Consider the following 23,540-nt stretch of genomic DNA (forward strand, 5'->3'; position numbering starts at 1 on the left):
TAGAAGCTACTCGTTATGGCGCCCTTTTTGGGACCCAATTAAAAGGGTGCCAAAATCGAGGGTCCTAAAATGGCAAAGATCGCTAAGAAACTTACTGACACTGAAATCAAAAATGCCAAGCCAGCAGAAAAGGAAATCAACCTTTTTGACGGTGATGGCCTGATGCTACGAATCGCTCCCCTATCAAAGGGCGGTAAGAAAAATTGGTATTTCAGGTATGCAGTGCCAGTAAGTAAGAAGCGAACAAAGATGAGCTTAGGAACCTACCCTCATCTCGCACTTGCCAATGCTCGGGCTTTACGTGATGAATACTTGTCGTTTGCTTGCAAATAATATCGATCCGCAGATTCACAACAACGATAAAGCCAACGCCCTTAAGGATGCTGCTGAGCACACGCTGCAGGCGGTTGCTAGGAAAAATGGTTAGATGAGAAGGTTAAGACCTCTGGTATCTCTCCAGACCACGCAGAAGACATCTGGCGGAGCCTTGAACGAAATGTCTTCCCCGGTATAGGCAACATTCCTATCAAAGAGATCCGTCCCAAGCTCTTAAAACAACACCTTGACCCCATAGAACAACGAGGCGTATTGGAAACCCTGCGCCGCATCATTTCACGTCTAAATGAAATTTTCCGTTGGGCTGCGACAGAAGAACTTATTGAGTTTAATCCTGCTGATAACCTCGGTCAGCGATTCAGTAAGCCCAAGATGCAAAACATGCCTGCTTTCCCACCGAATGAACTTCCCCGGTTCATGCTAGCCATATCTAACGCTTCCATACGGCTCGAAAAACGTCTTCTAATTGAATGGCGGCTCATTACGTGGGTTCGAGAAGCTGTCCGTGCTCGTTGGAGTGATATAGGCGAAGAAAATCGGTTCTGGAATATCCCCGGAGAGTTTATGAAAATGAAGCACCCTCACAAGATTCCACTGAGCAAAGAGGCTATGCATATCCTTGAGTTAGTCAGACCTATCAGTGGTCATAGAGAGTGGGTTTTCCCAAGTATCAAAGCTCCCCTTAACCACATGCATGAGCAAATAGCTAACGCAGCGATTATCCGCATTGGTTTCGGTGGCGAATTAGTCGCCCGGAATGCGTTCTATAGCAAGACCGGCTACTGAAGAAAGTGGTAAATTCAAAACCCAGGTGCTTGAATCGGCCTTAGCTCACACTAAGAACAATGAAATCATAGCCGCTTACAATCGTGCTGAGTATCTTGCTGAAAGAACAGAGCTGATGCAGTGGTGGGGAGATTACGTTCAGGTGCAAAAACTTAGGGCCATTACTGCGTAGAAGGATTAACTAAAAAACTCTGATTCAAATTATGGATTAGTATGCATTACGCATCTAATTTATAGTATGAATACTAAGTTCACTTCATAATACCATATAAAATTACAGCCTGATATAAAATACTATAACAGTAACGATTTGTGATATATTATATTATTAATCTAATTGTGAAGGATATATTGTCAGTTCAATGACCTCATTGCCTTCGCCAACTCTCCTTATACTGCATTAATTGTATTTGTCAGGGTAAAGCTTCTTGGTCATGTGCCCTCAATGGCAACCCAATTTCTTATAAAAGCTGTTTTCTTCGGCGCTCAAACTATACAAAATCTGGTAGATAGCAAAAAGTATGACTTAGCTCTATCATTTTACATTCAATCTCTGTTAGAAATTTCAATGTATTTGTGTTTGTAGGCACTTCAATAAACTTGAAGAATAATAGTTGATTAGGAAATTATTATGAAGATTACCATATCAAAAGTTAAGAAAGGGAAAATATTTACTGACGAATACTTAAATCTGACTCAAAATAATGAATTGGATTTTGGGAAAAGGAAAACCTGCGTACTTTATGGACCCAATGGAACTGGTAAGACAAGTTTATCAAAGGTATTGAATAGAGAGCAAGATGCCGAATACTCAGTGAATATAGATGGTGTGCAATTCACAGAGAAAAATGATGCTATAACTCATATCATTTCTGATCAAAATGACAGAAATATTATTCAAGGTGAGACGCAGGACTTTATTCTTGGCGAGGACATAAAAAAAGAATATGAGCTTAAAGAAAAAATCAATAATAGCTTCATTAGCATATTCGAGAAAGATCTTGTTGAAATATTAAAAAAAGATTATCAAATATCAAAGATTAAGACTAATTTTGATAGCCTTATTCAAGACAAAAAGATACTTGGATATATATCAGATATTGCGAACAGTCGCTCAAGGGGCAAAAAAATTGATCGTGAGGATTTTATCAAAACAATCCACGAATTCGATTTAAATGACAAACCAGAGTATGATAAAGGTAAGTTAAAGTTTTTCATTGACGATTTTGCCAGAGATGATTCTATTATAAGAGCATTATCAAGTTATAACTTTAAATTTAATGGAAAAGAAAATTGCATAGTTAAACTTGAAGAACAAGGTGAAGCATTATCGATATTGAAAAAGTTTAATTACATAGATGAATGTTTAGTTTGCGATCATCCAATTAATGTCAATGATAAATTGGCTGAAAAAAATGAGCAATATGAAAAGACATCAAACGGAATGGATGACCATGAAAAAGAAATTGCAGAAAAGATTGTAAAAAGCCTATCACAAACCGATCCATTCATTATCAAAGATAAAGTAAGAAATGCGATAAAAAAATCCGACAAGACGTTCATATTGGAATTAATAACAGATTTCAATAAATATAGAGAAATATACTGGCAACTACTTAAATATGATTTTCTCAATATTTCAACCAACAAAGGACTAAAGGAGGATTTCTCAGCCTACAAAGAGTTACTAAAAAACAAACCAACATTTGGCAGTGAAGACATTTTGTTTATTGAGCAGTTTTTAAATGAATCTCTTGAACGAGAAATTTCATTAGTTCGAGATGCAGACAATAATATTAGACTCACTTTGGGGGGAAGAGATTTTTTAAACAAAAACCGTAAAGACCTAGAATTAAGTAATGGAGAACAAAATTTTCTTTCACTAGCCTTTGAACTGTTAAAAGCAAAAAATTCTACGTGTAAATTAATAGTTCTTGACGACCCTATTTCTAGCTTCGATTCAATTTACAAAAATAAATTAGCATATGCAATATTAAGTTTCTTATCATCTAAGAAAACATTGATTCTTACACACAATACAGATTTAATTAAACTGCTCGAACACCAAGAAAAACAATGTTTAAACCTTTATTACTTTAATAATGTTGCTGGTGAACGAAACGGATTTATACCTATCAATCAAAATGAAATGTCTATTCTACTTTATATCCATGAGTTTTTGAGGGTTTTACGAGAAGATATAAAAACTGAAATTGAAGATGAAAAACAATTTCTAATCTCTCTAGTCCCATTCATGCGTGGACTTTGCCAAATAATAGGATTACCCGAAGAAAAGAACAAATTAACGCAGTTAATGCATGGGTATTGCGACGAAAAAGTGAATGTAAAAGATATTTATGAAAAATTATTTTCTAAAAACGTATTAACCAGAGATCATGAATTATCAGCAAAAGACGTGATTTCGTGGGATTATAAAAACTTTAATCCACTAAAAAATGGAGTCTACCCATTATTATCTAAAACATTAAGGCATACTCTAACATATCTTTATTTACGACTCAGCGTTGAACATCATTTAGTTGATAAATATAACATCAATACAAGTAAACATGACATGTTATCCAGTATAATATTTAATTCATTTAACGGTAGTGAGCCTGAAAAAATTCAACATCGCGTATTTTTCATGTCTAAAAAAACTCTTTTGAATGAGTTTAATCATTTTGAAATGGATATGAATATTTTTCAACCTGCTATAGATATAACAGATAAAGCCTTAATCAAAGAACGGGAACAGATACTAAAAAGATTAAAAGAAATATAATTTTTAACTGTAGGCACTCCAATAGTGCCTACAGCTTCATATATAGTTAAATTAATGTTTTTTGAATGCATATTTTTCTTTTTAAATAACACTTATTTTTTATTGCTTTCTTTAAAATTTCTTTTAATCTCATTTTAAACTTATTCTCATATTCAACTAAGCAATCAGTTTTTTTCTTTAAAGCTTCTTTAATCACCTTCTCTTTATTTTTGTGCTGAATAAGGGGTTTTATGATACCTAATCTCTCCCTTACTTCTTCGATCTTAGCTGCTCTGCTACTGAAACTGCTACGGCCTTTGAGTCTAAAGTTATTCGTGGCTGCGTTGGCTGTTTCTGCGTGATCAAGTATCCTACCAATAGTGTAAGTATCCCTGCTTTAGTAGTTTGCTGTAAAATTCTACGACAACCATGCAACCATGACAGGTCATAGGGAATCCGTTATGCCAATTTCTATTAAAGCCACGAAAAACACCAGTACAGGCATCAGGGGAGTACAGCGATATGGAGAAATGTATCGGTGGCGTGTTGATGCTGTCAGGTTCAGAAGCCTAACAGGACAAGATCCAACACCGCTATTTATTGCGCGTCTTAATGAACGTGAATCCGGATGTGTAGACTCTGCTAGTTTTTATACGATTGAGGATGCAGGAGATGACCTTTGTAAGTTCTTAAAAGCTATGACTGGAGCTTCATTTGAGTACTAATACCCTTTCTCAAAATTACTCATTACTCTTTTCATAACGTCCACCTTTAGCACAGAGCGGCCTGTTTGAAAGAGCAGTTAGACCTGTTATAAGTGAAAAACCTATAGCTCCCACCAGAGCCTCGACCAACACGTAAACTCCCGCCCCCAACAATCAACTTAAAAATCAATAACAAAAAAAACCTTACATATCAACATGACCTGCTCCCCGTTGATTAATTCAGGAAACTCTACATCCAGGCAAATTTGTTTGCCAGATAACCATCAAAAGCTAATATTTTCTCCTTGCCAAACAAACAGACCACAAAACACTTCCAGTCCAGGTAACGAAACATACTCGGAATTAATGAAGCAACAGGTTTATTCAATCTCTCTGATATTAACCCGCGAAGCCGCCGAGTTAACCCAGGCTCAGTGTGATGTTGTGCTCAATGGCAAAAGCACAGGTATTCTCGTTCCCGGGCACGTACTGGAAGCAGCAGTTCAGGTGAATAACCAGCGCTATATCCTTTTTCTGACAGATGATGTCATTTTCGAGGAATCTCTGACCATCGCCCTTATCGATATTCGCGATGGCGTTAAGGAGATTATTCGTTTAGGTAATGCGTATTCGAGGGGCATTTTTGAAGATTTATTACTTACAGCGGATAGCATCCATTTCAGGTTCAGCAGTGGTCGTCTGTGGATGATAAAAACCTCTGACGAGCCTCGTTTGAGATCGCCTTTTGATTCAGTGCCGAAATACGTGAAACGAGACATCGGGCTGAAAAAATACATGACGCTATCCACCTCGCCGGCCAATTAGCCCCTCATATTGACAAACATCAACGACACCGCCCTTCCCCTATGAAAAATTAAAAAGCAAACCCAGCGCTACGGATTAGCCACTCCAACCCGGAAGGAACCCCGATATGTACAGACCCATAACCGTCATAATATTCATTCTCCTGACCCTCGCCGCCCTCGCGGAAATAGGCGTTTTATCCTTTGGATAATCCTCAGGCGAAATACCCCACGTCAGGGCACGTTGATCTCATTACAGTTTTTTCCTAAAGCCACCCCGCTTCGTCTGTGCCATGCTGAATCACGCTCATAACCGATAACGTTAAATGAGGATATTATGAAAAAAACAATTATCGCATTATCTGCCGTTCTGCTGGCGTCCCCAGTATTTGCTGCGACCACACATGCAACTGACGATACCGTCGCTGCGGCGAACGCAAACGCCAACGAGGCGAAGCAAAAACTGCACGAAGAGCAGAACAAAGGTGAAGAGCTGAAGCTGAAACAAAAGCATGCTGCGGAAGGTAAAAGCGAGAGCTTTGGCAGCAAGGTCAGCGAAGATTCCCAGAAAGCCTGGCATAAAACTAAAGAAGGCACCGAGAAAGGGTGGGATGCCACCAAAGAAGGTGCTGAGAAGGGCTGGAACAAAACCAAAGAAGGTGCCAGCGAGCTGGAAAAGAAAGTCACTGAATAACCCCTTCGAAAGGCCGCAAACGCGGCCTTTTTTATTCCCACCTACTTTGCTTCCTGAAGACTAAACTTGTCACAGGGGGGCATCATCATGAGCCACAAAGAAATCGCACCAGAAACCCAGGGCGTCACCGTTGAACTACTCTCCATCGTCGATCTGGGCCCGGAGATCGCTGGCATGGACGGGCGACAACTTCGCATGCGCAGGGTGACACTCGCTCCCGGCGCGGTCTTTGGTCCGGTGCATGATCATATCGATCGCCCCGGTACCGTGTTTATCCTGGAGGGGACGATCACCGACCATCGTAATGGGATCGCCACCGATTACGGTCCCGGTGTCGGCTGGCCGGAGGATCACAATACGGTTCACTGGCTGGAAAACCGTGGCCAGGTTACCGCCGTCGAAATCTCGGTTGATATCATTAAAAATCCCGACGCATAAAAACCGAATAGATCCCTGGAGTGTCGCGTTTACTCCCAGTTCCCCAAAAGAGATCCTGAGATGCTACGACGCCTGCTTATATTGCTTGTTTTAGTCTGCCCGTGGGCGTTAGCCGTCCCGCAGAGCTATATCATCGACACCAATAACACCGCCATTCGGCTATCCTGGCATGCTTTCGGCGGTATCCTCTCCTGGGCGACATTCAGTGGCGTGACGGGTGCCGTGACGCTTAACCCGAATAACGATGTCGATGACTATATTCACGTCACTATTCCCGTGGCAACCCTGGTGGCCTCAAACAGCCTGCTCACCTGGCAGCTAAAAAGCGATATGTTTTTTGAATCTGAGCGCTATCCGACGATTGAGTTTGTCAGCTCTCGCGTGGTCGCCCAGGGTGCCGGACGATTCAGAGTGTTCGGCACCCTGACCGTGCGAAATATTGCCCGCCCGGTGATTCTGGAAGCCGTTGTGGAAGACCCGCATGCGCAAGCCCTCACGCTGAATGCCACCACAGCGATTTCGCGCGCGTCCTACGGGATGGATAAATTTGCTCTGGTCGTTGACGATCGTATTGCCATCGCTATTGCGATTCAGACAAACACTATCCCCTCATCCTGAGATCAGGCGTTGCAGCTGTTCTGCGTTGCTCTGCAACTGAGACGACGGGTTTCGGCCTATCAGGACAAACTGATAGCCCGCATCCTGCCACCACACCAGGTTCATACTGTGCCGCTGCTCCTGTTGAAGAGAAGCCGTCGTCTTCTCATCAACAGGAGAGATACAGAGCGCCATTGGGCCGTAGTCGGCGTTGATCCAGGCAATCTGCGCGATAGAGGTGGTTTCATAGCGCAGCATGCGCACCATTTTGAGTTCTGCACCCTGCAGAATAAGCTGCGACATCTGCAATTTCATGCCGATATCCTGTGCGGCCCGTTCCAGGCCGCGTTGCAGAACAGGCGGTGCGCTGTCCATATCCAGCAGTGTTTCAACGCTATACAAAGACATGTATTGCGCTTCGAGGTCACGAATATGGGCGTTTTCATCATCAGGGGCGGAGGCTGGCCGCAACAAATACCCCAGCCCGGAACCGACCATCAAAAAACTGACCGACGCAGCAATCAGTGCGCGTCTGCTTACGCCCACCGGCGTGGAAGAATGTGGTTCGGGAAGTGCCGCCAGACGCGCCTGCATCTTCTCAAGGGGTGCGTCATCCAGCAGGGAAGCAAAAGCCCCGGAGTAGTCCTGATTGCTTTTCATTAGCTCAGCGGTTCGCCCGGAGAGGTGTTCATCACTTCTCAGCTGTTCTTCAAAGTGTTGTGCGTCTGCACGGCACATCTCGCCATCTATCCATGCCACGATAGCATCGTCGTTATAAGGCGGTGTAAAACGGTGCGAATTCAAGAGCGCTTCTCCTTTACCGGAGGCATTGCCTCGGCAGACTTCGCAAGCGTTGCCCGCGCCGTTGCCAGTCGGCTCATTACAGTACCAATCGGCACCGCCAGGGTATCCGCTGCCTCCTGATAGGTAAAACCTTCGACATAAACCAAAAAAACCGTGTTGCGCTGGGCTTCAGGTAACGCATTGACGCGCTGCATCACCTTCAGATAATGCAGGCGCGTTTCATCCTGCTCACGGGTGTCCTGTGCCAGAAGTTCATCGCTGGCGACAAATCCCTGCCCCTGGCGGACGTGTCGTGCCCGAAGCTCGGAGATCCAGATGGAGTGCAATATCGCAAACAGCCACCTGTCGATGCGCGTGCCAGGCGTATACTGGCTACTCTTTTCGAGCGCACGCACGCAGGTGGACTGAACCAGCTCTTCGGCGATATCCCTGTTGCGCGACAACACCAGCCCATAGCGCCAGAGACGCGCCAGGTGTGCCGCTAACTGTTGACGAACCTCACTGGTAGCGATGGGTTTTCCCTCCACGAGAAACTCAGGATTCCGGCTGTCCGTTGATGGCTGACTGCAGATCGCGGTACTCCTCGCAGGACTGGCCACATATGCCTGCTATTACCTTCAACTGTTCTTTCGCGAGGTCAGGCCGTCCCTTGACCATCCATGCCTCACCCAGGTATTCACGGGCTTTGGCATAATCCGGGGCGATCGCCAGCGCACGCTGGTAATAACCAATACCCTCATCTGTACGTCCCAGTTTGCGTGTGGCATAACCGCGATAGTTCCACGCTTCAGCCGTATTGCCATTTTTCAGCGAATCAAGGAGATTCAGCGCCGCCTGATACTCCCCTTTCTTAGCAAGATGGTACGCATAGTTGGTTTTGTCCTGATCGCTCAGGCTGCTGCTCTTGTCGGGTACACATTTCTGGGTTGCACTGTCATACACCTGCCCTGATGGGCAGTCAGGCGTTTTGCTCTCGGTACTATTATTGCCCATTGCCAGCGCCAGTGGGGACAGCAGGGTAAAAATCAGTACCGGGATCAAACGAAGAGAGGTCGTGTTCATATAAAGCTCCAGGGTAAGAAGGGGGTGACGTCAGTAAACGCCCGACTCACGATTTTTATTCATTCTCCCCGCGAGTTTTTTGCTGTCCAAAATCATGCTGATGTCGTCGGACTCATGACAATGAATAAGCTTATTTCACCCTTAACTTAATGTTATTGTTTGCGGGTGATAGCAGAATTTTAACTCCGCACAAAAATATATTTTATCCTTCAAGCGACATAATATATCTTACATCAAAAATGTTACCCTAACTTAAATGAATATTAAGCACACTTAAACAACCACGTTTTTCATTATATTAAAAACATTCCCTACCAATTATCGCACTGTATAAACCTCATTAAAAATAACATTGCACAGCAAAAAAAATAACCATCAAAAACAAATATTTACATAAATTAAATCATTGGCAACCCCAATACATAAATGCCACGTTATTGTTTCGACCTTTATTTACAAAAGCCAAAGTTGCACAACCCATGTTTTCTGTCTATATCATTTTTATATCTCAAAAATAATTCCTCTATTAATTACAGGGTTATACAAGACACTAAACACCCATAAAAACGGTTCTGTTTTATAAGTCATTAGATTCGCTCTGATGTTGCCACTCTGAATACTGGCGGGCATCGTGCGCGCTAAAAACAACGGTCAGTGCTGCGTATAACAGCGACTGCGCCGGGGGCGCCCTTTACCTTCTGCAGAGATGGCTCGTCTTACTCGCCGTTCATGACACACCTGCTGGAGTAATAACTAAATGAGCCAAATCTCTGTTATATCGAAACTTACTGGCGTGGAGACGACCACGGAAGGCACACAGGTTACGCTGAGCCATTCCTCTATTGTTGAACTTCATGTAGAGCGGGCCGATGTCTCCCACTTCGCGCGCAGTGGAAACGATCTGCTGGTGACGCTGCATTCCGGCGAGGTGATCACCCTTAAAAATTTCTACGTCACTGACGCGCAGGGAGCAAGCCAGCTGGTTCTGCAGGACAGCAATGGCGCACTATGGTGGATTGAAGACCCTACCGGGGCCGCCTCGTATGAATCCATAGCCTCCACGGACGTGTTGCTTGCCGCATCAGGGAGTGATGCCGGTGGTGCCGCCATCTGGCCATGGGCACTGGGCGGCATTGTCGCAGCAGGCGGCATCGCAGCGGCGGCAAGCGGCAGCGGTGGTGGAGGTGGCGGCAGTGATCATAACAGCAGTACTGACCCCACCACGCCCACTGACCCGACGGACCCGACCGATCCAGCCGACCCGGATACGACGCCGCCGAATGCGCCTTCCAGTCTCCAGTTCTCATCAGACGGTAAAACCGTCACCGGTACCGCAGAACCCGGCAGTACAATCACCCTGAAAGATACTAATGGCAATGTGGTTGGCACAGGTAAAACCGGCAGTGACGGCTCGTTTACCGTCACCCTCGGAACACCGCTGACCAACGGGGAACAGGTAACAGCCACCGCAACGGACAGCGCCGGGAATACCAGTCAGGGCACAAATGTGACCGCACCGGATCTCACCGCACCTGATGCGCCAACGATCGGCAGCGTGATCGACGATATCGCTCCTCAGACGGGGGCGGTAACCAACGGCGGCAGCACTAACGATCAGCGGCCGCAGCTCACCGGCACCGCCGAACCCGGCTCCACCGTGACGATTTATGACGGCGGTATCGCCATTGGCACGGCGGTCGTCGCCAGCAACGGTACATGGACATTCACCCCGTCAGTCGACCTGAGCGAAAGCACCCACCAGATTACCGTCCGTGCAACCGACGTCGCGGGCAATACCGGACCCGCCTCACCGGTTTTCACCCTCACAGTCGATCTGACGCCTCCGACTACACCGACCGCGATTCTGCTGACCGACGACACGGGGTCTGTCAGAGGAGCTATCACTTCGGGCACGCTGACCGATGCGACGCAGCCGCTCCTGGCAGGAACAGGGGAGCCCGGTGGAACCATCACCATTTACGATAACGGCGTGGTCATTGGCACCACGACGGTGCTCCCCAACGGTACCTGGAGCATCACACCCAATGGACCACTCCCGGAAGGAACGCACTCCATCACCGTCACTGAAACCGATGCCGCCGGAAACCAGAGCACGGCATCCGCGCCTGTTACCTTCACCGTAGATACCACCCCGCCGTCTGCTCCTGGAAATCTCGTGGTATCAAATGATGGCGGCACCATCAGCGGTACCGCAGAGCCGGGCAGCACGGTGACCATCCGTGAAGGCGGCGCACTCGTTGGCACACCCGTTGTTGCCGATAGTCAGGGTAACTTTAGCGTGACGCTGAACCCACCGAAGCTCAACGGCGAAATCCTGACCGCTGACGCCACCGACACGGCAGGCAACACCAGTCCAACCACTTCCGCGGCGGCACCGGACATTACCCCGCCGCAGATCCCGATCATCGTATCGGTGATTGATGACGTACAGGCCACCACCGGCCCCGTGGGCCCGAATGGACTGACCAACGACCGGGCCCCAACCATTAACGGTACGGGCGAGTCGGGCTCGACCATTACGATTTCTAACGGCAGCGATGTCCTCGGCACGGTGATTGTTCCACAATCCGGCCTGTGGAGCTTTACGCCGCCCTCACCGCTGGCCGATGGCACTTACGTGCTCACGGCAAAGGCGACGGATTCCGCCGGTAACCAGAGCGGAATATCTGCCTCCTGGACAATTAACGTCGATGGGACGGCACCTGCAGCCCCGGTGATTTCCCAGATCGTGGACGATGTGCCCGGGGGAATTGTTGGCTCGCTCGGCCAAAATGCCACCACCAATGACGCAACCCCAACGCTCAGCGGCACCGCTGAACCCAATGCGACGGTAACTATCAGGGTGGACGGGGTCGATGTGGGTACGACCGTCGCCGATGGTGGCGGTGCGTGGATCTTTACCCCTTCAAGCCCTATTAGCGAGGGTCAGCACGCCCTGACCGCCGTCGCGACCGACGCGGCAGGTAACTCAAGCGGCGTCTCCAGCACCTGGACTCTGACGATTGACAGCGTCGCGCCTGCGGCTCCGGTGATTACCCAGGTGATAGATGATGTGCCCGAGCATCTCGGTGCGCTCAACCCCAACGACAGCACCAACGACACCACGCCGACGCTCAACGGCACCGCAGAACCGGGCTCGACGGTCACCATCCGTCTGGATGGTGCAGATGTTGACACGGTAGTGGCGGACAGCAACGGTGCGTGGACCTTTACCCCAACCACACCGCTCGGTAACGGCGCGCATACCTTTACCGTCGTCGCAACCGACGCGGCGGGTAACACCAGTCTCGCCTCAGACGGCTTCACCTTTACTGTCGACACCACTCCTCCTCTGGCAGCGACCATCGCCAGCGTGACCGATGACGTCGGCAGTATTAAAGGCCCACTCAGCAACGGGGATACCACGGATGACACCCAGCCGCTGCTGCAGGGTAGCGCCCCTTCTGGAGCAACGATCGCCGTCTATGACGGCACAACCCTGCTCGGCACCGCCATCCTCGACGGCAATGGCGGCTGGAGTTTTACACCTATTACCCCACTCACCGATGGTCCACATTCGCTGACCGTTCACGCCACGGATGCCGCAGGTAATACCACCGTCTCCAGCCCGTTTGTACTGACGGTAGATACCGTGGCACCTGCCACGCCGGATACCCCGGCCATCACCGTCAACCCTGACGGCGGCGCAGTACAAACGCCGCTGAACCCGGGCGAAATCACTCGCGATACCACGCCAACCCTGAGCGGTACCGGCACGGCGGGCGATACCGTGACCATCTACAATGGCGGCGACAAAATTGGTGATACCGTGGTAGACGGCAACGGTAACTGGAGCTGGACGCCGCCAACCCCGCTGCCCAATGGAACCTATGACATTACGCTGACCGTCACCAACATGGACGGTACAGGTAATGAAAGCGCGCCGTCCCAGCCGGTCACCATCACCATTGATACCGACCCGCCGGCTACGCCTGCGCCACCGATCGTCACCGACAGCGTCACCCAGATAACCGGACCTGTTGCCGATGGCGGAACGACCAACGATCCCCGTCCGGTTCTGAGCGGTACCGGAACGGCGAACGACGTTATCACCATTTATGACAGCGTAAATGGCGCCGCGGCGTCGGTCGTCGGCACCGCCACGATAGACAGCAACGGCAACTGGAGCTGGCGCCCCGGCAGTAATATCGCTGAGGGGAACCACGAATACACCGCAACCGCCACCGACGAAGCGGGCAACGTCTCTGGCTCCTCGCCGGGGATAACGATCACGGTGGATACCGTGGCGCCGGCTACGCCGGTGATTGGTGCCGTGGGCGGCGCGCCGGATGGTGGCTATACCGGAGATTCGACGCCGACGGTCGGCGGTACTGGCGAAATCGGCGGGACGGTGATCGTCTACAACAACGGCGTCGAGCTTGGACGCGTGACGGCGAGTGGTACCGGCGAATGGTCCTTTACCCTGCCAGCACAAACCGACGGCCCGTTGCATATCACCGTTGCAGGCGTTGACGCGGCAGGTAACGTTAGCGTTGTGAGCCCGGTCTTTAACGTCACCGTGGATACCGTTGCGCCTGGGATCCCGCAGATTACTGCCGTCTCAGACAGCCAGCTCACCAATAATGTGCTCTACACCCGAGACGGAATACCTACCCTCACCGGGACCAGCGAACCGGGAACCACCGTTATTGTCTCCGTCGACGGTACTCCGTCAGGGGTGCCAGTAATCATACAACCGGATGGCAGCTGGAGCTGGACCGCCGGGAGCACGCTGCCCGACGGCCCGCATACCTTCACTGTCTCCGCTACCGATGCTGCGGGTAACGCTTCTGGAACTTCAGCCCCGCTCAGCGTGACGGTGGATACCCAGGATCCAACCGCCCCGGGCGGTCTTAGCCTTGCTCCAGAAGGTACACCGCTGACCGGAACCGCCGAGGCTGGAGCACTCATTACCGTTAAGGATAGCGGCGGAAACGTCATTGGTACCGGGATTGCGACCGGGGGCAACTTCTCCATCGCGGTCAGCCCGGCCCCGCAGGATGGCGCGACCCTGACCGTGACCGCAACCGATGCGTCCGGACGTACCAGCCCTGATGCGACTTACAACGTCAGCGGTACGCTTCCGAATCTTCCTGACGTGCCCGTCATCACGGCGATTGTCGATGACGCGGATCCGGTCACCGGCGATGTGAAAGGCAAAACTACCAACGACACCACGCCAACGCTTACCGGCACGGCCGAGGCGGGAAGCCTGATCACCATCTACCTGGACGGCGGCGTAACGCCCGTGTCGACGGTAACCGCCGACGGCAGCGGAAACTGGAGCTATACGCCAGCCGCGCTTGGCGAGGGTCTGCACACCTTTGAGGTAACCGCGACCCTCAATGGCCTGACAAGCGGTCGTTCTCCGGCCGCTGGCGTCACCGTCGACCTGACAGCACCGGGCACGCCAACCATCGGCGCGGTGATTGACGACGTGGGCCCTGGTACCGGACCGCTGACCAACGGTCAGACCACCAACGACAATCAGCCGACGCTGACCGGTACGGGTGCTGTGGGCGACACCATCTCCATCTACAGCAACGGAACGCTGCTGGGCAGCGTAGTGGTTGGCAATACAGGAACCTGGAGCTATACAACGTCGCCCCTGGCGGAGGGGAATAACGTCCTGACCATCCGCGAGACCGATCCGGCCGGGAATCAGAGCGCGCCTTCGGCGGGCTTCACCGTTGTGGTGGATACGGTTTCCACCACGCCGGTCATCACTAATGTTACGGACAACGTTGGCAATACCACTACCGTGATCAGCGGCGACCCCACTAACGACGCCACGCCAACCCTTTCAGGAACCGCAGAAGCAAACAGCGTGGTGACGATTTTCGACGGTGGCACGCAGATTGCCGTGGTTACGGCTGATAGCGCTGGCGCCTGGACCTTCACTCCTGACACCGCGCTCGGCGAAGGCTCGCACAGCTTTACCGTTCGGGCGACCGATCCGCTGGGCAACGTCAGCCAGGTATCAAACACCTGGAGCGTGGTGGTTGACCTGACAGCACCGACGGTTCCCACGCTGGATACGGTGAATGACAACGTCCCGGGCGGCGTCACGGGCGACCTTACCAGTGGGCAGATCACCAACGACAACACGCCGACGATTAGCGGTACCGGACAGACGGGCAGCACCATCCACATCATGAATAACGGTACGCCGATTGGCCTGGCTACCGTTGATGGAAACGGGAACTGGTCCTTTACCCCGAGTACGCCGCTAGTCGATGGCAGCTACGCCCTTCGCGCTTATGCAACGGATGTGGCAGGCAACGCCTCGGCTAACTCCTCGGTCTTCACCTTTACTGTGGATACCACAGGACCCGCTGCGCCAGTGCTTACCAGCGTCATCGACGATGTCGGTCCGGTCACCGGTACGCTCTCGACGGGCAGCAGCACCAACGACGCACGCCCGACCATCAACGGCACGGGCGAAGTGGGTGCCACGGTTCATATCATTGTCGACGGCAACGAAGTTGGCACCGCAGTGGTGAATGCTCAGGGCAACTGGACCTTTACCCCGGGTACCGATTTGAGCGATGGGCCACATGCTATCACCTTCAACGCGACCGACACGGCAGGCAACACTGGCAGCACGACGGCACCGTTTAACCTGACCGTGGATACGGTCGCGCCGTCTGCGCCGGTCATTTCGACCGCGGCAGACAACGTGGGCAGCATACAAACTCCGCTCTCTTCCGGGCAGAGCACCGACGACACCACGCCGACGCTGAACGGCACTGCGACCGCCAACGCCACGGTGACCGTTTATGAAAACGGGCAGCCGGTTGGCACCGCGCAGGCGGACGGAAGCGGCGCGTGGAGCTTTACGCCGTCAACGCCACTGGTCAACGGAAGCCATACCTGGACCGCCACCGTCACCGATGCGGCGGGCAACATCAGCCTGCCTTCACCTGGCTTTACGTTGATTGTTGATACCCTCGCGCCAAACGCGCCGATTATCAGCCAGGCGATAGACGACGTGGGCACTGTCACCGGCCCGCTCACGTCCGGACAAACCACCGACGATACCGTACCGCGGCTTGTCGGAACCAGCGAACCGTTTGCCACCGTGAAAATCTACGAAGGCACGACGCTGGTCGGAACAGGCACCGCGGATGCCAGCGGCAGCTGGAGCATCCTGCTCACCACCACGTTGACAACCGGTCCGCACAGCTTCACCGCCCAGGCCACGGATGCGGCTGGCAACACCAGCGTGTCCTCAACAAGCTTCAGCCTGACAATTGACACCACGCCGCCTGCTCTGCCAGTGCTGACCAGTATCCTGGATGACGTGGGCAATGCGGCGACGCCGGTTGCCAACGGCGGGTTCACCAACGATGCCCAGCCAACTATCACCGGCACGGCGGAAGCCGGATCGACGGTGAAAATCTTTGATAACGGCGTACAGATCGGCAGCGTGACGGCGACCGGCGGGGCGTGGAGCTATACGCCATCTCCGGCGCTGAGCAACGGTGCACACACGCTGACCTTTACCGCCACGGATGCGGTGGGCAACGCCAGCGCGCCAACCGCCGGGTATGTGATTAACGTCGATACCGCTGCGCCAGGTGCGCCGGTCATCAGTTCAGTGATTGATGATGTCGGCAGCGTTACCGGTCCGGTGACCGGTACGAATCCGACCAACGACACGCGTCCAACGCTGACCGGGACTGCCGAAGCGAATGCCACGGTCCGGATCTACGATGGCATCACGCTGGTGGGCACGGTGACCGCCGATGGCAGCGGCAACTGGACCCTGCCGCAAACCACCACCACGCTGACGGAGGGTACGCATAACTTCACCGCCACGGCTACCGATGCGGCGGGCAACACCAGCGTGGCGTCAGCCGTGACGACGATAATCGTCGATACGACCGCCCCCACGGCGCCGACCGGGACCTTCAACGCCGACGGTAGCGTCCTGGCCGGGAATGCCGAAGCCGGCAGCACCGTCAGTATCCGCCTTGCGGATGGTTCGACGGTGACCACCATTGCGGGCAGCAACGGCACGTACAGCTATACCTTCATTAACAAACAGATCGAAGGCCAGACGCTGCAGATCACCGCCGCCGACGCGGCAGGCAACACCTCGCTGTCTGGTTCGGCTCTTGCGCCGGTGCTGCCGCTCTCCGCCAGCAATAACGTCGAAGAGCTGAACCTCAGTACCACGGCAACCGTCACCAATACTCAGTACAGCGATTACGGCTTCCTGCTGGTTGGCGCCGTGGGCAACGTCCTGACGCTGCTGGGGAATGACACCGCCCAGGTGAACTTCACCGTAGTCAGCGGCGGCAGCGCAGATATCGTGGTGAATGCCAACGCTACGGGCGCGGTACTCTCTCTGCTCAACACTCTTGAGCTGGTGGTGCAACACTGGAACGGCAGCACCTGGACAACCGTCGTCGACACCGGACAACCGCAGTTTGCCGATCTGTTGACCCTCGGGGCCACCGGCGTATCACTGAACCTGAGCGGGCTGGCTGACGGCAACTATCGTGTCCTCAGCTATAACACCAACCTGCTGGCAACCGGCTCTTACACCAGTCTGGATGTCGCGGTGAAAGAGACCGGCCCGGGTACGGTCACGGGTGAGACCAGCCTGAACGGGAACGTGATCCTCGATACAGACCCAACCGCTGGCAGCGACAACGCCCCGGCCGGGACCACGGTCTCCGCAGTCACCAACGCGCTGGGCGTCACCACCAGCATTAACGCCGACGGCACCGTGATCCAGGGCAAATACGGTACGCTGACCGTTAACCGCGACGGCAGTTACACCTACAATCTGACCGATACCAGCGCGGCGGTCATTGGCCGGACGGAGAGTTTCACCTACACCATCACCCATAACGGTGCCAGCGCGTCGGCGAACCTGGTGCTGTCCCTGGGTGCCGGTACCGTCGTCAACGGTATTGTGGCGGTGGACGACACTGCCTCGCTGACCTTTGACACTACCGTAAGTGAAATCAATAACGGTGCTTCGTCGCAGGGTGGTTTTACGGTGGTGGGGGTGAATCTCGGCAGTACGCTGGGGCTTAACCTGCTGGACGATATGACCAACCCCATCATCTATAACGTGGAGGAAGGCACCACCCGCACCATGACCATTCAGGCCTCCGTGGGTGGCGTAGCCCTGGCATCGGTGTTCGATCTGTATGTCTATAAGTTCAACAACGCGACCCAGACCTTCGAGCAGGTCCGCGTTGAGCCAGGCTGGCTGCGCGCCCCGCTGTTGGGCGGTACCTCGCAGCAATTGACGCTGAACCTGCCCGCCGGGGAGTATCTGTTCCTACTGAATACCGCATCCGGGATCGCCGTCCTGACAGGCTACACGCTGAGCGTCCTGCAGGATCACGTTTACAGCGTGGCAAGTATCAGTGAAACGACCACGGGCGACGTGCTGGCGAATGACCCTGTGCCGGCAGGCACGGTGGTCACGGAAGTGAACGGCGTGGCGGTCAACAGCAGCGGCCTGACCACCATTCAGGGTGAATACGGCACGCTGACTATTAATTCGTCCGGCCAGTACACCTATACCCTGAGAGCCGGCGTGGGGGCAGACCATATCAGCACGCCTGATACCTTCGTCTACACCGTGACCGCGCCTGACGGCTCGAAGGATACGGCATCGCTTAACATCACCCCAACCGCTCAGGCGATGGATGCGGTCAACGATGTCAGCGCTACGATGGATGTGACGTCAGTGCACCACACAACCGCCTATTCAGATACGACCGTAGGAAGCGCAAGCTGGACCACGCTTGCGCTGCCCTCATCGGGAAGTGGCAGCGGCACCTTTGTGGTGGATCCGAACACCGCCCTGCACAATGCCGTTCTGCATTTCAACGTGGCCTCGCTCCTGTCGCTGGGAGGATTGACGGTTAACTGGACGTTGTCTCTGGACGGAACAACGATCCGTACCGGTTCATTTAACGGCGGAATATTGCTGGGCGGTAATGCGGATGTCCCTTTAACAGGTCTTGACCTGAACGCAGGCACTTACACCCTGAGTTATACCGGTAGCGTGGGTGCACTAGGAATAGGAACCATCACTATCACCCCAAGCGTCACCGGCACCAGCTACTCTCTGTCACAGTTCGACGCGACAGGCACCCACACCGTCAACGGCAATATCTTTGACGGCACCGATTCCGGCGGCGTGATGGACCAGCTGCACTCGGTGGATACCCGTCTCAGCGTGACCGGTTATAACGGCGTGACCACCACGCTGGATCCGTATACCGGCAGCGCCACGGTAAATATCACCGGGCATTACGGCATCCTGGCGATTGGCGCTGACGGCCATTACACCTATACCCTCAACAGCGGGGTGTCGCTCTCATCCATTACCTCGAAGGAGACCTTCAACTACACCCTGACCGATGCGACCGGGAAAACGGACAGTGCCACGCTGACCATCAACATGGCACCGCAGTTCATCAGCTCTGAACATAACGACGTCATCACCGGTACCGCCTACGGCGACACGCTGATTTACCAGGTGCTGAACAATACGGTGGGGAATGCCACAGGTGGGAACGTCAGCAGCACCGTGGGCGACCACTGGACCGGCTTCTCGCTGGCGCAGGGGGACAAAATCGACATCGGCGATCTGCTGGTGGGCTGGAACGGTAGCGCCTCAACGCTCGGAAATTATCTCCATGTCACTAATAGTAATGGCAATACCGTGATCTCCATCGACCGTGATGGTACAGGGAGCACCTACACTAATACCACGCTCATTACGCTTGATGGCGTTCAGACCACCTACGACGAGCTTGTGAACCAGCAACACATCATTACCTGATAGCACCTGCAAGAGATGACCCGGGCGCACAGCGCCCGGGCATAAATAATAAAGCTGTACATATTTATTAGGGACATGACATGGGAATGAAGATGCCTTACTGGTGGCTCTCGTGCTGCCTGATATCTGTGCCCGCTCTCAGCGCGAACCCGGCGGCGACCATCAATACCGGACAACTCCGCGAAACGCAGGAACTCCCCTCACTCAATGGTCGCGTGGCCCCTGTGGCCGGTAAAGCCGCGCCCGGTTCATTGCAGCTTGGCGAAGCCGTCAACCGTGCCGTCACCTGGCACCCGGCCATCAGCGAGGCCGTGGGGAAACTCTACCAGCAGAGCGAAGAGGTGGACGTTGCTAAATCAAAATACTATCCGCAGATAAATGCCGGCGTGGACAACGGTTATTCCCATGACGGCGACCAGAACGGCTTTACGCCGTCGATGGTGCTCTCCCTCTCACAAATGCTTTACGATTTTGGCAAGGTAGCAAGTCAGGTGCGCGCCGAAAGCGCTGGCGTGGCCCAGCAGCAGGCCAACGTGTTGGTCAGCATCGACACCATCGCCCACGATACCGCTGTCGCCATGGTGCAGGTACAAACCTGGCAGCAGATGGTTGAGACCGCGAAAGAGCAGCTTGAGGCTCTCTCCTCCATTGGCACACTGACCCGCCAGCGTAACGACGAAGGGGCCACGTCGCTCTCTGACGTCGTACAGACCGATGCGCGTATTGAAGGCGCTCGCGCCCAGTTGATGCAGTATCAGGCCAGTCTCGACAGCGCCCGCGCCACGCTGATGAGTTTTCTCGGCTGGAACAGCCTGAACGATATCAGCAATGATTTTCCGCAAAAGCTGGGGCGGAGCTGCGATATCGCCGAGCCGGACGACCGTCTGGTTCCCGCGGTACTTGCCGCATGGGCACAGGCTAACGTCGCCCAGGCAAACCTTGACTACGCCGACGCGCAAATGACGCCGACTGTCTCGCTGGAGCCAGAAGTGCGCCATTATATGAACGATCGCTATGCGGGGAGCGAAACGCGGGATCGTACCCAGTATTCCGCGTGGGTGAAGGTGCAGATGCCGCTCTATCAGGGCGGCGGCCTCACCGCCCGGCGTAACGCTGCCGGACACGCCGTTGAAGCGGCGCAATCCACCATTCAGCGCACGCGTCTTGACGTCCGCCAGAAACTGCTGGAAGCCCGCAGCCAGGTGATGAGCCTGCAAAGCACGCTGCAAATTCAGGGCCGCCAGGAGGCGCTCAGCGCCCGCACCCGCGAGCTGTACCAGCAGCAATATCTCGATCTCGGCTCGCGCCCGCTGCTCGACGTACTCAACGCCGAGCAGGAGGTCTATCAGGCCCGCTTCACCCAGCAGCAAACCCTTGGTCAGCTGCACCAGCTGCAGCTCAACTGCCTGTATAACACCGGGCAATTGCGTCACGCGTTCGATCTTGATAACCGCACCATCCAGACCGTGGAGATCCAGCCATGAAGCAACGCGAAATCCCGCAGGGTGAAACGATGACGGATGAGGCGCTGGCGCATTGGGCGCAGGCCTTTGGTTTTGTCGCCACGCGCTACCGTGTCGCCTGCTCTCCCGGCGCGCTGATCGCAGGCGCACCGTGGCTGAAAGGCAAACCGATGGTACCCGCCCTCACCCAGTTGGCCCGTGAGGCAGGGCTGTCGTTTCAGCTCCTTACCGACGATCGGCAGGCGATCAACAGCTGGCGTCTGCCGGTGGTGGTGGCAATGAATGACGGCAGGATCGGGGTGATCGAGCATTACGACGGCGAAGATACCCTGGAGGTCAGCTTTTTCGACGATGAGACCCACACCAACCGGCTGTCGATGACCGCAATGCTGCCCGCTATCCGCCACGTCATTGCCCTGCGTCCCCTTGCGGCGCTGAAGGACAGCCGCGTGGATGCCTATATCTCAAAATACCGTCCGGACTGGCTCTACCGGCTGGTGATGCGCGACTTGCGCCCCTACAGCTGGGTGATGCTGGCAGCCCTCTTTATCAACGTGCTGTCGCTTTCCGGGATCGTCTTTTCCATGCAGGTCTACGACCGGGTGATCCCCGCCCAGTCCTACCCGACGCTTTACGTCCTGACGATTGGGGTGTTGATCGCCACGCTGTTTGGCTTTGTGCTGCGCGTGGCGCGCGGACACATTATGGATCTGCTGGGTAAGCGCTCGGATATGCGCGTCTCGGATCGCGTATTCGGCCACGCCCTGCGCCTGCGCAACAGCGCGATCCCCCGCTCCACCGGCAGTTTTATCTCTCAACTGCGCGAGCTGGAGCAGATCCGCGAGATGGTGACCTCCTCCACCATTTCCACGATTGTCGACCTGCCATTTTTCCTATTGTTTGTAGTGGTGCTGGCGATCATCGCCCCGCAGCTGGCGTGGATCGCGCCGGTGGCGGCGGTGATCATGGTCCTGCCCGGCCTGCTGCTGCAGAAGAAGCTGGCGGAGCTGGCGAAACAGTCGGCCCATGAATCGACCCTGCGCAATGCCGTGCTGGTAGAGAGCGTGCAGGGGCTGGAGGACATCAAGCTGATGCAGGCGGAAAACCGCTTTTTGCAGCAGTGGAACAGCTATATCCAGATCACCGCGGAATCCGGCCTGCGAACCCGCGAACTGACGCAGAACCTGATCAGCTGGGGGATGACGATTCAGAGCCTGGTCTACGCTGGCGTGATTGTGGTCGGCGCGCCGATGGTGATCGACGGCACCCTGACCACCGGTTCCGTGGTTGCGGCGTCTATGCTGGCCTCCCGCATGATTGCCCCCATGGCGACGCTGTGCGGCGTGCTGGCCCGCTGGCAGCAGGTTAAAGCGGCAAAAGAGGGGCTGGACAGCATCATGCAGCTTCCCACCGAAAATCAGCGCGAAGAGACGCCGATCCGCCAGGACGTGTTGCGCGGTCACTATCTCTTCGAGCAGGCGCAGTTCCGCTATCAGCCGGACGATCCGCGCATGGCGCTGCGCATTAACCGGCTGGAGATCCGCCCGGGTGAGAAAGTGGCGATCCTCGGGCGCAACGGCGCGGGCAAATCGACCCTGCTGCAGGCCATGGCGGGAGGGATGGATCTGGCGGCCGGCGAGCTGCGGCTTGATAACTTCAGCCTGCCGCATCTCGACGTCGCTGACGTCCGGCGCAACGTCGGCTTTATGACCCAGAACGCGCGGTTGTTTTACGGCACCCTGCGCGAAAACATCACCCTTGGCATGCCGCGCGCCACCGACGAAGAGATTTTCGAGGCGCTGGAGCTGACCGGCGCGGCCGGATTCGTGCAGAAGCTGCCCAAGGGGCTGGACTACCCGATCATGGAAAACGGCGTGGGATTATCCGGCGGACAACGCCAGTCGATTCTGCTGGCGCGGATGCTCCTGCGCGATCCGAATATTGTGCTGATGGATGAACCCACCGCGTCGCTGGACGAGCACACCGAGCGGGAATTTATCCAGCGTCTGGGGGACTGGCTCGGGCACCGCACCCTGATTGTCGCCACACACCGCGTACCGGTGCTGGAACTGGTAGAGCGGGTGGTGGTGCTCAAAGAGGGAATGCTGGTGATGGACGCGCCAAAAGCGCAGGCGCTGAGCAACAGCCGCATGCAGCAGCAGCAGGCAGCAACCGGACGGGAGTGGAAAAATGAAAATCAGTCAGCGTGA

At 53.8% G+C, this 23,540-nt stretch carries 12 protein-coding genes and 1 pseudogene; 10 read left to right on the forward strand and 3 right to left on the reverse strand.

Features of this window, described 5'->3' with window-relative positions; translation table 11 throughout:
• Window positions 1–69 precede the first annotated feature (69 nt).
• The 7 genes and pseudogenes from LCD46_17320 (at window position 70) to LCD46_17350 (ending at window position 7,143) form a co-directional block, all read left to right on the forward strand.
• Window positions 70–1,294 (forward strand): annotated as a pseudogene (locus LCD46_17320) (integrase arm-type DNA-binding domain-containing protein).
• A gap of 459 nt (window positions 1,295–1,753) precedes the next feature.
• Complete coding sequence (locus tag LCD46_17325; protein UOY69805.1) at window positions 1,754–3,907, forward strand: AAA family ATPase; 2,154 nt, start codon at window positions 1,754–1,756, stop codon at window positions 3,905–3,907.
• A gap of 440 nt (window positions 3,908–4,347) precedes the next feature.
• A complete protein-coding gene (locus LCD46_17330) occupies window positions 4,348–4,611 on the forward strand; it encodes a hypothetical protein (GenBank protein ID UOY69806.1) in 264 nt (87 codons plus the stop codon).
• Window positions 4,612–4,956: 345 nt separating this feature from the next.
• Entirely contained in the window at window positions 4,957–5,415 is a 459-nt protein-coding gene (locus tag LCD46_17335; GenBank protein ID UOY69807.1) for a hypothetical protein, read from the forward strand.
• A gap of 315 nt (window positions 5,416–5,730) precedes the next feature.
• Entirely contained in the window at window positions 5,731–6,087 is a 357-nt protein-coding gene (locus LCD46_17340; GenBank protein UOY69808.1) for a hypothetical protein, read from the forward strand.
• A gap of 87 nt (window positions 6,088–6,174) precedes the next feature.
• Window positions 6,175–6,525, forward strand: a complete 351-nt coding sequence (locus LCD46_17345; GenBank protein ID UOY69809.1) for a cupin — start codon at window positions 6,175–6,177, stop codon at window positions 6,523–6,525.
• Between the two features lie 60 nt (window positions 6,526–6,585).
• A complete protein-coding gene (locus tag LCD46_17350; protein ID UOY69810.1) occupies window positions 6,586–7,143 on the forward strand; it encodes a YceI family protein in 558 nt (185 codons plus the stop codon).
• Here the strand turns inward: LCD46_17350 and LCD46_17355 are convergent.
• From LCD46_17355 to LCD46_17365, 3 genes are read right to left on the reverse strand one after another with little or no spacing between them, the layout of a single operon-like run.
• Window positions 7,135–7,926: a hypothetical protein gene (locus tag LCD46_17355; protein ID UOY69811.1), complete on the reverse strand. Its 792-nt coding sequence runs from the start codon at window positions 7,924–7,926 to the stop codon at window positions 7,135–7,137. The genes LCD46_17350 and LCD46_17355 overlap by 9 nt on opposite strands.
• Window positions 7,923–8,453: a sigma-70 family RNA polymerase sigma factor gene (locus LCD46_17360; protein UOY69812.1), complete on the reverse strand. Its 531-nt coding sequence runs from the start codon at window positions 8,451–8,453 to the stop codon at window positions 7,923–7,925. Before LCD46_17360 ends, LCD46_17355 begins: the two co-directional genes overlap by 4 nt.
• Before the next feature lie 7 nt (window positions 8,454–8,460).
• The gene (locus LCD46_17365; protein UOY69813.1) at window positions 8,461–8,988 is read right to left on the reverse strand and encodes a tetratricopeptide repeat protein; all 528 of its coding nucleotides are present in this window, start codon (window positions 8,986–8,988) and stop codon (window positions 8,461–8,463) included.
• A 757-nt stretch (window positions 8,989–9,745) separates the two neighbouring features.
• On the opposite strand from LCD46_17365, the gene LCD46_17370 reads away from it, so the two are divergent.
• From LCD46_17370 to LCD46_17380, 3 genes are all read left to right on the forward strand, one after another.
• Entirely contained in the window at window positions 9,746–19,867 is a 10,122-nt protein-coding gene (locus tag LCD46_17370; GenBank protein ID UOY69814.1) for an Ig-like domain-containing protein, read from the forward strand.
• Between the two features lie 80 nt (window positions 19,868–19,947).
• Window positions 19,948–21,351, forward strand: coding sequence for a TolC family outer membrane protein (locus LCD46_17375; protein ID UOY69815.1), 1,404 nt, complete (start codon window positions 19,948–19,950; stop codon window positions 21,349–21,351).
• Window positions 21,348–23,540, forward strand: a complete 2,193-nt coding sequence (locus tag LCD46_17380; GenBank protein ID UOY69816.1) for a type I secretion system permease/ATPase — start codon at window positions 21,348–21,350, stop codon at window positions 23,538–23,540. Before LCD46_17375 ends, LCD46_17380 begins: the two co-directional genes overlap by 4 nt.

The organism is Enterobacter ludwigii (assembly GCA_023023105.1).
Lineage (GTDB): Bacteria > Pseudomonadota > Gammaproteobacteria > Enterobacterales > Enterobacteriaceae > Enterobacter > Enterobacter adelaidei.